The sequence below is a fragment of the Hydrogenophaga sp. genome, from assembly GCF_030158645.1.
In the GTDB taxonomy this organism is placed as follows: Bacteria; Pseudomonadota; Gammaproteobacteria; order Burkholderiales; family Burkholderiaceae_C; genus Hydrogenophaga.
In genome coordinates, this window is sequence record NZ_JAOASO010000053.1 from 1 (window position 1) to 12,283 (window position 12,283).

The 12,283-nt window shown below is 67.7% G+C and carries 10 protein-coding genes; all 10 read left to right on the forward strand.

Annotated features, from left to right (window positions below; all coding sequences use genetic code 11):
• Positions 1 to 1,139 (forward strand): UDP-N-acetylmuramoyl-tripeptide--D-alanyl-D-alanine ligase (gene murF / locus Q1W68_RS05805; RefSeq protein WP_300715842.1); only part of this gene is annotated, 1,139 nt, incomplete at its 5' end.
• Positions 1,129 to 2,307 (forward strand): phospho-N-acetylmuramoyl-pentapeptide-transferase, encoded by a 1,179-nt coding sequence (gene mraY, locus Q1W68_RS05810; RefSeq protein WP_300715843.1) that lies wholly within the window; start codon positions 1,129 to 1,131, stop codon positions 2,305 to 2,307. The genes murF and mraY, both read left to right, overlap by 11 nt.
• A 5-nt stretch (positions 2,308 to 2,312) precedes the next feature.
• A complete protein-coding gene (gene murD, locus Q1W68_RS05815) occupies positions 2,313 to 4,076 on the forward strand; it encodes a UDP-N-acetylmuramoyl-L-alanine--D-glutamate ligase (protein ID WP_300715844.1) in 1,764 nt (587 codons plus the stop codon).
• 131 nt (positions 4,077 to 4,207) lie between these two features.
• Positions 4,208 to 5,392, forward strand: coding sequence for a putative lipid II flippase FtsW (ftsW, locus tag Q1W68_RS05820; protein WP_300715852.1), 1,185 nt, complete (start codon positions 4,208 to 4,210; stop codon positions 5,390 to 5,392).
• A 107-nt stretch (positions 5,393 to 5,499) separates the two neighbouring features.
• Positions 5,500 to 6,552, forward strand: coding sequence for an undecaprenyldiphospho-muramoylpentapeptide beta-N-acetylglucosaminyltransferase (gene murG, locus Q1W68_RS05825; RefSeq protein ID WP_300715845.1), 1,053 nt, complete (start codon positions 5,500 to 5,502; stop codon positions 6,550 to 6,552).
• Positions 6,549 to 7,958, forward strand: a complete 1,410-nt coding sequence (gene murC / locus Q1W68_RS05830; RefSeq protein WP_300715846.1) for a UDP-N-acetylmuramate--L-alanine ligase — start codon at positions 6,549 to 6,551, stop codon at positions 7,956 to 7,958. Before murG ends, murC begins: the two co-directional genes overlap by 4 nt.
• Positions 7,955 to 8,920 (forward strand): D-alanine--D-alanine ligase, encoded by a 966-nt coding sequence (locus Q1W68_RS05835; protein WP_300715847.1) that lies wholly within the window; start codon positions 7,955 to 7,957, stop codon positions 8,918 to 8,920. The genes murC and Q1W68_RS05835 overlap by 4 nt, the downstream gene beginning before the upstream one ends.
• Positions 8,921 to 8,933: 13 nt before the next feature.
• Entirely contained in the window at positions 8,934 to 9,728 is a 795-nt protein-coding gene (locus Q1W68_RS05840) for a cell division protein FtsQ/DivIB (protein ID WP_300715849.1), read from the forward strand.
• Positions 9,729 to 9,743: 15 nt separating this feature from the next.
• Positions 9,744 to 10,973 carry a cell division protein FtsA gene (gene ftsA, locus Q1W68_RS05845; RefSeq protein ID WP_300715850.1) on the forward strand — a complete coding sequence of 410 codons (1,230 nt, stop codon included), beginning with the start codon at positions 9,744 to 9,746 and terminating at the stop codon, positions 10,971 to 10,973.
• A 156-nt stretch (positions 10,974 to 11,129) separates the two neighbouring features.
• Positions 11,130 to 12,283: cell division protein FtsZ (ftsZ, locus tag Q1W68_RS05850; protein WP_300715851.1), on the forward strand; the 1,154-nt coding region annotated here is incomplete at its 3' end.

The window sequence follows — 12,283 nt, forward strand, 5'->3', positions numbered from 1 at the left end:
TGTGGCGCCAGCAGTTCCATCTGCCGCTGATCGCCGTGACCGGCAGCAACGGCAAGACCACGGTCACGCAGATGATCGCGTCCATCCTGCGCGCCGCCGCGGGCGATGCGGCCCACGCCACGCAGGGCAACTTCAACAACGACATCGGCGTGCCGCTCACGCTGCTGCGCCTGAACGCGTCGCACAAGCTCTCGGTGGTTGAACTCGGCATGAACCACCCCGGCGAAATCGCCGAACTCGCGGCCCTCACCCGTCCCACCGTGGCGCTGGTGAACAACGCGCAGCGCGAGCACCAGGAATTCATGGCCACGGTGGAGGCCGTGGCGTTGGAGAACGGCCAGGTCATCCGGGCGCTGGCGGACGACGGCGTGGCCGTGTTCCCGTCCGACGACACCTACACGCCGCTGTGGCGCGAACTGGCCGCGGGCCGCCGTGTGGTGACCTTCAGCGACACCGATCCGGCCGCCGATGTGGCGGGCGTCCAGGCCGACTGGCAGGACGGTGCGTGGACGATGAGCTTCGCATCCCCGGCCGGTCCGGGCACAGTGCAGCTGAAGATCGCTGGCCGCCACAACGTGCGCAACGCGCTGGCCGCCACCGCCTGCGCATTGGCTGCGGGCGTGACGCTCGACGCCGTGGTGCGCGGGCTCGACGCGTTCGAGCCGGTGGGCGGCCGCTCGCGCGCACTGGCACTGCACCTGGACGGCCGCACGATCACGCTGATCGACGACACCTACAACGCCAACCCCGATTCGGTCCGTGCCGCCATCGACGTGCTCGCCGAGTTGCCCGCGCCCCGCCTGCTGGTGCTGGGCGACATGGGCGAGGTGGGCGAACAAGGCCTGGCCTTCCACGAAGAGGTGTTGCGCCATGCGCGCGATCGCGGCATTGAGGCGGTGCACGTCGCCGGCGACTGGATGCGCCAGGCCGCGCCCGTCTGGCCCGCCGTCACGCATTGGAACGAAGTGCCGGCCATGGCCGGCGCGGTGTGCGCCGCCGTGAGCGACGACCGCCCGGTGTTCCGCAGTGTGCTGGTCAAGGGCTCGCGCTTCATGCGCACCGAGCGCGTGGTGAACGCCCTGCTGGCGCTCGACCCCGCACACGACAACAACAAGAAGGACAACGCCCATGCTGCCTAGCCTGGCCCTCTGGCTGCAAGGCCTGTCGCCCGATTTCGGTTTCCTGCGGGTGTTTCAGTACCTCACGTTCCGCGCCGTCATGGCCGCGCTCACCGCGTTGCTCATGGGCCTGGCCGCCGGGCCGTACTTCATCCGCCGCCTCGCCGCGCTCAAGATCGGCCAGCCGATTCGCGAATACGCGATGCAGACCCACATCAGCAAGGGCGGCACACCCACCATGGGCGGTGTGCTGATCCTGTTTTCCATCGCGGTGTCCACCGTCCTCTGGTTTGACCTCACCAACCGTTTCGTGTGGATCGTGCTGCTGGTCACGCTGGGTTTTGGCGCCATTGGTTGGGTGGACGACTGGCGCAAGGTGGTGCACAAGGACCCAGAGGGCATGCGCTCGCGCGAGAAGTATTTCTGGCAGTCGGTGATCGGCCTGGTCGCTGCGTTCTACCTGGTGTTTGCCGTCTCGGGCACCAGCAACGCACGCGTTTTTGAGCTCTTCGTCGCCTGGGTCAGCTCGGGGTTCACGGTCGACCTGCCGCCCCAGGCCGGTCTGCTGGTGCCCTTCTTCAAAGAGATCAGCTATCCGCTGGGCGTGTTCGGTTTCGTGGTCATGACCTACCTCGTCATCGTCGGCTCCAGCAACGCGGTCAACCTCACCGACGGGCTCGACGGCCTGGCCATCATGCCGGTGGTGATGGTGGGCTCGGCCCTGGGCGTGTTCGCCTACGTCACCGGCAACGTGGTGTTCGCGAAATACCTGCTGCTGCCGCACATCCCGGGTGCGGGCGAGTTGTTGATCTTCTGCGCGGCCATGGCCGGCGCGGGCCTGGCCTTTCTGTGGTTCAACACCCACCCGGCGCAGGTCTTCATGGGCGACGTGGGCGCGCTGGCACTCGGCGGCGCGCTGGGCACCATCGCCGTCATCGTCCGGCAAGAGATCGTGCTGGCCATCATGGGCGGCATCTTCGTGGTCGAGGCGCTCTCGGTGATGCTGCAGGTGACCTGGTTCAAGTACACCAAGCGCCGCTACGGCACCGGTCGCCGGCTGTTCCAGATGGCACCGCTGCACCACCATTTCGAGAAAAAGGGCTGGAAGGAAACGCAGGTCGTCGTGCGCTTCTGGATCATCACCATGCTGTTGTGCCTGGTGGGCCTGTCCACGTTGAAGCTGCGCTGAACACCATGCACGATCAGCACGTCCTCATCCTCGGCCTGGGCGCCTCCGGCCTGGCCATGGCGCGCTGGTGCGTGCGCCAGGGTGCGAACGTGACCGTGGCCGACACGCGCGAACAGCCACCGCAGCTGGCGTCCTTGCGCGTCGACTGCCCGCAAGCGGCTTTCGTGAGCGGAGCGTTCGACGACGCTTTGATGGCGCGCGGCGCATGGACGCTGATCGCGCGCAGCCCGGGTCTGGCCCCCGCTTCGCTGCAGACCGTGCTCGTGTGGGCACAGACGCACAACGTGGCCGTGCTCGGTGAACTGGGCCTTTTTGCGCGCGCCTTGAAGGCGCTGGCCGAACGCGAGCGTCTGCCCTACCGTCCCAAAGTGCTCGCCATCACCGGCACCAACGGCAAGACCACCGTGACATCGCTCACCACCCTGCTGCTGCAGCGAGCCGGCGTTCCTGTGGCCGTGGCCGGCAACATCGGACCGGCCCTGCTGGACGTGTTGTCCGCTGCGCTCGATGCCGAGGCCGTGGCCCAGCAGGCGGACGACGAACGCGCGGCCGCCGAGGCACTGGACGAAGCACCGGTGGTGGTTCCGCCAGTGGAGACAGAGGCCGAGACGGTTGACGAGGTCGAGCCCGCAGACGAGGAAATGCCTGCAGCCACTGCCGAGGCCGACGAAGACGGGACGGTCATGCTGGTGCCGCCGCCCATCGAACCACCCCAGCCGATGCACCTGCCCCGCGTGTGGGTGCTCGAACTCTCCAGCTTCCAGCTCGACGGCGCTGCTGGCAGCGACTGGGACCGCGTGCCCACCGCGGCCAGCGTGCTCAACATCACCGAAGACCACCTCGACTGGCACGGCAGCATGGCGGCCTACACGCAGGCCAAGGCAGCGGTGTTCGGCACCCAGGCCCTGATGCTGCTCAACCGCGACGACCCGCAGGTCATGGCGCTGCAGCCCGGCCTGGTCACCGTGAAGGTGGGCAACCGCAACCGCCAGCAGAGCGCCCGGCCCTGGAGCAGTTTTGGTCTGGATGCACCCGCACGCGCCGGTGACTGGGGCATTGAAACGCTCAACGGCATGGCCTGGCTGGTGCGTGCGCTGGCGCTGGACGAAACGCGCAAACGCGGTCGCGCTGCCGATGAAGCCGAGGAAATCTATTTCCAGCGCTTGATGCCTGTGGATGCCTTGCGCATCCGTGGCCGCCACAACGCCGCCAACGCGCTCGCTGCGCTGGCCCTGGCCACCTCCACCGGCGCCGCGCTCGGCCCCATGCTGCACGGCCTGCGCGAATACCGCGGCGAGCCGCATCGCGTGGAACCCGTGGCCATCATCGACGAGGTGGAGTACTTCGACGACAGCAAGGGCACCAACGTGGGCGCCACGCTGGCGGCGGTCAATGGCCTGGGCGCCGAGCGCCGGCTGGTGGTGATCCTGGGCGGTGACGGCAAGGGGCAGGACTTTGCACCGCTGGCCGAGCCACTCGCGCGCTTTGCGCGCGCGGTGGTCTACATCGGTCGCGATGCCGCGCGCATCCGCGCAGCGGTCGGCGAGGCCCTGATCGACGAGCACATTCCCCAGCTGGATGCCGCCACGCTGCCCGAGGCGGTGTCGCTCGCAGCGCAGCAGGCCCGCTCGGGTGACGCGGTGCTGATGTCGCCCGCCTGCGCCAGCCTGGACATGTTCGACAACTACGAGCACCGCGCCCGCGTGTTCGTGAGCGCCGTGTCCGACCTGGCCACCGAGCGCGGCATGAGCCTGGAGCACGGCCTGTGAAGAAAAAAGCCGTGCCCACCCTGACCTGGTCGCAGCGCCTGCGCGAAGGTCTGGCCGCGCTCAACCCGCGTCTGCTGGGCCGCGACCTGGCGGGTGCACTGGCCGGCGGTTCCTCGCGCGACGGCCTGCCGGTGCGCCTGTCCAACCGCACCTACGCGGGCACGCGCAACGTGGCCGTGCGCGAACTCGGCTTTGACCAGCCCTTGCTGTGGGTGGTGGTGGCCTTGCTCGCCTGGGGCCTGGTGATGGTGTATTCGGCCTCGATCGCACTGCCCGACAACCCGCGCTTTGCCAACTACGCCCACACCCACTTTGTGCTGCGCCACGGCATCTCCATGGCCATCGGTCTGGTGGCGGCCGTGGTTGCGTTCCAGTTTCCCTTACGCAGCTGGGAAAAAATGGCGCCCTGGATGTTCGCGGTGGCCCTGGTGCTGCTGGTGCTGGTGCTGTTTCCCTTCATCGGCAAGGGGGTCAACGGCGCTCGCCGCTGGATTTCGCTGGGCATCATGAACTTCCAGCCGTCCGAACTCGCCAAACTGGCCGTGTTGCTCTACGCCGCCGACTACATGGTGCGCAAGATGGACGTGAAGCAGCGCTTCTTCCAGGCCGTGACACCCATGGCGGTGGCGGTGGCGGTGGTGGGCATGCTGCTGCTGGCCGAGCCCGACATGGGCGCCTTCATGGTGATCGTGGTGATCGCCATGGGCATCCTGTTTCTGGGCGGCGTGAACGCGCGCATGTTCTTCCTGATGGCCCTGGTCGTGGTGGCCGCGTTCGCGCTCATGGTCATGACCAGCGAGTTCCGTCGCGCACGGGTGTTCGCCTACCTCGATCCCTGGAGCGTGGAGCACGCGCTGGGCAAGGGGTACCAGCTCTCGCACTCGCTGATTGCTTTCGGTCGCGGCGAAATCTTTGGCGTGGGCCTGGGTGGCAGCGTCGAGAAGCTGCACTGGCTGCCCGAAGCCCACACCGACTTTCTGCTGGCCGTGATCGGCGAGGAGTTCGGTCTGGTCGGCGTGGTGGTGCTCATCGGTCTGTTCCTCTGGCTCACGCGCCGCATCATGCACATTGGCCGCCAGGCCATTGCGCTCGACCAGGTGTTCGCCGGTCTGGTGGCGCAGGGCGTGGGCCTGTGGATGGGTTTCCAGGCCTTCATCAACATCGGTGTGAACCTGGGTGCCTTGCCCACCAAGGGCCTGACCTTGCCCCTGATGAGCTACGGCGGTTCCGCGATCTTGCTCAACCTCATCGCGATTGCGATCGTGCTGCGGGTGGACTATGAAAACCGCCAGATGATGAAGGGGGGCCGGTCGTGATGAGCGCCGCGCTGGGCCGCCCCGAGCAAGCGAACGCCCCCACGGGGGGCAGCGACCCGCGTGAGCGGCGGAGCGTGGGGGCCTTGTCTTCCCCATGTGCGTTGATCATGGCCGGCGGTACCGGTGGCCACATCTTCCCCGGCCTGGCCGTGGCCGAAGCCCTGCGCGAGCGCGGCTGGCGCGTGCACTGGCTGGGCGCGCCCGCCAGCATGGAAAGCCGGCTCGTGCCGCCGCGCGGCTTCGCGCTGGAAACCATCGACTTCGGCGGTGTGCGCGGCAAGGGCGTGGTCACGCTGGCCCTGCTGCCGCTGCGCCTGCTGCGCGCTTTCTGGCAGGCGTTGCAGGTGGTGCGCCGCGTGAAGCCCGATGTGGTGGTGGGCCTGGGCGGCTACATTAGTTTTCCGGGCGGGATGATGGGCGTGCTGGCCGGCAAGCCGCTGGTGCTGCACGAGCAAAACTCCGTGGCCGGCATGGCCAACAAGGTGATGGCGGGTGTGGCCGACCGCGTCTTCACCGCCTTCCCCGGCGTGTTCAAAAAGGCCGAGTGGGTCGGTAACCCGCTGCGCGCGCCGTTCCTGCGCCAGGCCGCGCCGGCCGAGCGTTTCGCTGGCCGCAGCGGCCCGCTGCGCCTGCTGGTGGTGGGCGGCAGCCTGGGTGCCAAGGCGCTCAACGACGTGGTGCCGCAGGCCCTCGCCCTGATCCCCGAAGCGCAGCGTCCCACCGTGGTTCACCAGAGCGGCGAAAAACAGATCGACGCCCTGCGTGCCAATTACATCGCCGCCGGCGTGCACGCCGAGCTCACGCCCTTCATCGACGACACCGCCCAGGCGTTTGCCGATGCCGACCTCATCCTCTGCCGCAGCGGCGCGAGCACCGTGACCGAGATCGCCGCCGTGGGCGCGGCCGCGCTGTTCGTGCCGTTCCCCGCCGCGGTGGACGACCACCAGACCACCAACGCACGCTTCCTGGTGGACGCGGGCGCCGCCTGGCTGGTGCCCCAGAAAGAACTCAGTCCCCAGCAACTCGCGCACCGCTTGCAGAGCGCGCAGCGCGAGCAGCTGGTGGCCATGGCCGAGAAGGCCAAACAGATGCAGAAAACAGAAGCCGTGGCGGCCGTGGTGTCCGCCTGCGAGCAACTCGCGAAAGTCCAGAACACATGAAACACGCCATTCGCCACATCCACTTCGTCGGCATCGGCGGCGCCGGCATGAACGGCATCGCCGAGGTGCTGCTCAACCAGGGCTACCGCATCTCCGGCAGCGACCTCGGCGAGAGCACGGTCACGCGCCGCCTGGTGGCGCTGGGTGCCGAGGTGTTCATCGGCCACGACGCCGCGCACATCGAAGGGGCGGACGCTATCGTCACCTCCACCGCCGTGAAGGAAGACAACCCCGAGGTGGTGGCCGCCCATGCCAGGCTGGTGCCGGTGGTGCCGCGCGCGGTGATGCTGGCCGAACTGATGCGCATGAAGAAAGGCGTGGCCATTGCCGGCACCCACGGCAAGACCACCACCACCAGCCTGGTGGCCAGCGTGCTGGCTGCGGCCCAACTCGACCCCACCTACGTGATCGGCGGACGCCTGAACAGCGCCGGCGTCAACGCCGCGCTCGGCTCGGGCGAGTACATCGTGGTCGAAGCCGACGAGTCGGACGCCTCGTTCCTCAACCTGCTGCCCGTGCTGTCGGTGGTTACCAACATCGACGCCGACCACATGGACACCTACGGCCACGACTTCGGCAAGCTCAAGGCCGCCTTCGTGGAGTTCCTGCACCGCATGCCGTTCTACGGTGCGGCCGTGGTCTGCGTGGACGACGCCGCCATTCGCGAGATCCTGCCGCTGATCGCGCGGCCTATCACCAGCTACGGCTTCTCGGAAGACGCCCAGGTGCGCGCCATCAACGTGCGCGCGGTCGACACGCAGATGCACTTCACCGTGCAACGGCGCAACGGCGTGGAGCTGCCCGATCTCGACATCGTCTTGAATTTGCCCGGCGACCACAACGTGCTCAACGCGCTGGCCGCCATCGGCATCGCGGTGGAGCTGGGTGTGGACGACGCGGCCGTGGTGCAGGCGCTGGCCGATTTCAAGGGCGTGGGCCGGCGCTTTCAGCGTTACGGCGAAGCCGCGCTGCCCGCCGGTGGCCACTGCACCGTGGTGGACGACTACGGCCACCACCCGGTGGAGATGGCGGCCACGCTGGCGGCTGCACGCGGCGCCTACCCGGGCCGCCGCCTCGTGCTGGCCTTCCAGCCGCACCGCTACACCCGCACGCGCGACTGCTTCGAGGACTTCGTCAAGGTGATCAGCCATGCCGACGCGGTGCTGCTGGCCGAGGTGTACGCCGCCGGCGAGAGCCCCATCGTGGCGGCCGACGGCCGTTCGCTGGCGCGCGCGTTGCGCGTGGCCGGCAAGCTGGAGCCGGTGTTCGTGGACGACATCAACGCCATGCCGCAGGCCGTGCTGGACAACGCCCAGGACGGCGACGTGATCCTGTGCATGGGCGCGGGCACCGTCGGGGCCGTGGCCGGCCGTGTGATGGAACTGGCGCAGGAAACCACATCGTGAAGACAAAGGACAACGCAGTGATCGATCCGAAGGCGCTGGGCAAAGTGGCCGTTTTGATGGGTGGGCGATCCGCCGAACGCGAGGTTTCGCTGATGTCGGGCACCGGCGTGCTGGCCGCGCTGAAGTCCAAAGGCGTGGATGCCCACGCCTTCGACCCGGCCGAGCGCGGCCTGGACGAACTCAAGCGCGAAGGCTTTCATCGCTGCTTCATCGCGCTGCACGGCCGCTTCGGCGAAGACGGCACGGTGCAGGGCGCACTCGAATTGCTGGGCATTCCCTACACCGGCCCCGGCGTCATGGCATCCAGCGTGGCCATGGACAAGCTCATGACCAAGCGCATCTGGATGGCCGAGGGCCTGGCCACGCCCGCCTGGCGCCAGGTGCACAGCGCAGAACAAACCGTGGCCGCGTACCGAGCACTGGGCACACCCATGATCGTCAAGCCGGTGCGCGAAGGCTCGACCATCGGCCTCACCAAGGTCACCAGCGAAGCGCAGTGCGCCGCCGCCTATGAGCTCGCCGCGAAACAGGACCCCCTGGTCATGTGCGAGCAGTTCATTGCCGGCGACGAGGTGACCTGCCCCGTGCTGGGCACGGGCGAAGGCGCCCGCGCGCTCCCGGTGATCCGCATCGTGGCGCCCGACGGCAACTACGACTACCAGAACAAGTACTTCACCGACGACACGAAGTACCTTGTGCCCTGCGGTCTGCCTGAGGGGGAAGAGGCAGTGATCCAGGCGCTGGTGCTGCAGGCCTTTCGCACGCTGGACTGCCGGGGCTGGGCGCGGGCCGACGTGATGATCGATGCGAAGACCCGCAAGCCGTACCTGCTGGAAATCAACACCTCACCCGGCATGACGGGCCATTCGCTGGTGCCGATGTCGGCGCGCGCGACCGGCCTGTCGTACGAAGACCTGTGCGTCGCCGTGCTGGCCACCGCCGCGTTGGACAACGCAGCCTGATCGCAACCCGCCCATGGCCACCGCCCCTATGCCCCTGGACGTCAAGCTCATGACAGCGCTCACGCAAGCGCTGCTCGTGCTGTTTGCTGTGCTGTGCCTGGGCGCTTTGGGCACATGGCTGGTGCGCCACCCGGTGTGGACGGTGAAAGCCATCACGGTGCAGGGCGATGTGGTTCACCAGAACGCGGTCAGCTTTCGCGCGCAACTGGCCACGCAGATGAAAACGCGCCTCTCGAGCAGCTTTCTCACGGTCGACTTGCAGCAGGTGCGCGAACTGTTCGAAGCCGTGCCCTGGGTGCGCCAGGCGGTGGTGCAGCGCGAGTTCCCCAATCGCCTGCGCGTGACGTTGCAAGAGCACCAGGCCGTGGCCTGGTGGGGCGAGGCCGGCTCCGGCAGGCTGGTGAACGAACTCGGCGAGGTGTTTGAAGCCAGCCCCGACGACAGCGACAACCTGCCCGAACTCGCGGGCCCCACCGAGCAGTCGGCCCAGGTGTGGGCGCTGTACCAGCGGCTGCAGGCCGAACTGGCTCCGCTCGAACTGGGCCTGGAACGTCTGGAGCTCACCGAGCGCGGCGGCTGGCGCGCGCAGCTGGACAACGGCGCGCAGGTGGAGCTGGGTCGCGGCACGCCCGACGAACTGTTGGCGCGCACGCGCCGCTTCAGCGCCACCTTGTCGCAGCTCACCGAGCGCTACGCCGGCGCCCTGCAGTCGGTTGATCTGCGTTACCCCAATGGTTACGCGCTGCGCTTGCGCGGCGTGACCACCGTCACCGACATCGCCCCCGCCGCAACGCAACCCACACAGTAATCAGAAGAAGCAATCATGGCCAAGGAATACAAGGATTTGGTGGTCGGACTCGACATCGGCACCGCCAAGATCATGGTGGTGGTCGCCGAGGTCCAGCCCAATGGCGAACTCAAGCTCGCGGGCCTGGGCGTGGCCGCCAGCCACGGCTTGAAGCGCGGCGTGGTGGTCAACATCGACGCCACGGTGCAGAGCATCCAGCAGGCTTTGAAAGAAGCCGAGCTGATGGCCGACTGCCGCATCGCGCGGGTCTACACCGGCATCACCGGCAGCCACATCCGCGGCATCAACAGCAGCGGCATGGTGGCCATCAAGGACCGCGAAGTCACCGCCACCGACGTGGCGCGCGTGATCGAGACCGCCAAGGCGATCAACATCTCCACCGACCAGCGCCTGCTGCTGGTGGAGCCGCAGGAATTCGTGATCGATGGCCAGGAGGTGAAGGAGCCGATCGGCATGAGCGGCATCCGCCTGGAGGCCAAGGTGCACATCGTCACCGGTGCGCAGAGCGCGGCGGAAAACATCATCAAGTGCGTGCGCCGCTGCGGGCTGGAAGTGGATCAGCTCATGCTCAACCCGCTGGCGAGCAGCCAGGCCATCCTGACCGACGACGAAAAGGAACTCGGCGTGGCGTTGGTGGACATCGGCGCCGGCACCACCGACGTGGCCATCTTCTCGGGCGGCGCGATCCGCCACACGGCGGTGATCCCGATCGCGGGCGACCTGATCACCAGCGACATCGCCATGGCGCTGCGCACGCCCACCAAGGACGCCGAAGACATCAAGGTCGAGAGCGGTTGCGCCAAGCAGTTGCTGGCCGACCCGGACACGCAGGTGGAAGTGCCGGGTCTGGGTGACCGCGCGCCGCGCATGCTGAGCCGTCAGGCGCTGGCTGGCGTGATCGAACCGCGCGTGGAAGAAATTTTTTCGCTGGTGCAGCAGGTGCTGCGCGATTCGGGCCATGAGGAAATGCTGTCCTCGGGCATCGTGCTCACCGGCGGCAGCGCGGTCATGCCCGGCATGGTCGAGCTCGGTGAAGACATTTTTCTGAAGCCGGTGCGCCGTGGCATTCCGAATTACCACAGCGCACTCTCCGACATGGTGGCGCAGACGCGTGCGGCCACGGTGATGGGCCTGCTCGAAGAAGCGCGCCTGGCGCGCGTGCGCGGGCACAAGGTGTCGCAAAAAGCGGGCTCGGTGCAAGGTGCCGTCGAGCGGGTCAAAAACTGGTTTCTAGGGACGTTCTGATGAAACACCTGATCACACCCCCGCTGCGAACCCGGCCCCGTTTCCGCACCCGATGTAGCGAGTGCACCGGACCGCCTGGCTGAACCTCGACCCATTCCGAATCTGTACTTTTTTGAATCACAAGCGCCCACACAACGGGCACACAAGGAGCATCCCATGAGCATCGAAATGATTGAAGTCGAAGAATTCAACCTCGGCACCCAGATCAAGGTCATCGGCGTCGGCGGTGGTGGCGGCAACGCCGTGGAGCACATGATCGCGCGCAGCGTGCAGGGCGTGGAATTCATCTGCGCGAACACCGATGCGCAGTCGCTCTCCCGCAGCGCCGCGCACAAGACCATCCAGCTCGGCACCACCGGCCTGGGCGCCGGCAGCAAGCCCGACAAGGGCCGTGACGCGGCCGAGGTGGCGGTGGAGTCGATCCGCGAAGCCATCGCTGGCGCGCACATGCTCTTCATCACCGCCGGCATGGGCGGCGGCACCGGCACCGGTGCGGCTCCCGTGATCGCCCGGGTGGCCAAGGAAATGGGCATCCTGACCGTGGGCGTGGTCACCAAGCCGTTCGACTGGGAAGGCGGCCGCCGCATGACGAACGCCGACCACGGTCTGGCCGAGTTGGAGGCCAACGTGGACTCGCTGATCGTGGTGCTCAACGAGAAGCTGCTCGAAGTGCTGGGCGACGACGTGACGCAGGACGAAGCCTTTGCCCACGCCAACGACGTGCTGAAAAACGCCGTGGGCGGCATTGCCGAGATCATCAACGAGTACGGCAACGTGAACGTCGACTTTGAAGACGTGCGCACCGTGATGGGCGAGCCCGGCAAGGCCATGATGGGCACGGCCGTGGCCGCCGGCCCCGACCGCGCACGCATCGCCGCCGAGCAGGCCGTGGCCTGCCCGCTGCTCGAAGGCATCGACCTGTCGGGCGCCAAGGGCGTGCTGGTGCTGGTGACCGCGGCCAAGGGCTCGCTGAAGCTGTCGGAATCGAAGCTGGCGATGAACACGATCCGCGCCTACGCGTCTTCCGAAGCGCACGTGATCTACGGCGCGGCGTACGACGACAGCCTGGGCGACGAGATGCGCGTGACCGTCGTGGCCACGGGTCTGTCGCGCCAGGGTGTGCGCCGCACGGCGCCTCCGCTGCAGGTGCTGCGCACCGGCACCGACAACGTGCCGTTCAATGTGCCGACCGTGAACACCGCCGTGGGTGGCCCGGGCGCCACCCAGCCGGACTACAACTCCATGGCCGTGCCCAGCGTGTGGCGCACCAACCGCACCCAGGCCGCGGCCAAGGTGGACGCGTTGGCTTC

Bases quoted from the DNA above. Each gene is read 5' to 3' on its own strand.
- murC (WP_300715846.1), top strand. From the start codon at position 6,549: ATGAAACACGCCATTCGCCACATCCACTTCGTCGGCATCGGCGGCGCC.
- murD (WP_300715844.1), top strand. From the start codon at position 2,313: ATGCACGATCAGCACGTCCTCATCCTCGGCCTGGGCGCCTCCGGCCTG.
- ftsA (WP_300715850.1), top strand. From the start codon at position 9,744: ATGGCCAAGGAATACAAGGATTTGGTGGTCGGACTCGACATCGGCACC.
- Q1W68_RS05840 (WP_300715849.1), top strand. From the start codon at position 8,934: ATGGCCACCGCCCCTATGCCCCTGGACGTCAAGCTCATGACAGCGCTC.
- murG (WP_300715845.1), top strand. From the start codon at position 5,500: ATGGCCGGCGGTACCGGTGGCCACATCTTCCCCGGCCTGGCCGTGGCC.
- mraY (WP_300715843.1), top strand. From the start codon at position 1,129: ATGCTGCCTAGCCTGGCCCTCTGGCTGCAAGGCCTGTCGCCCGATTTC.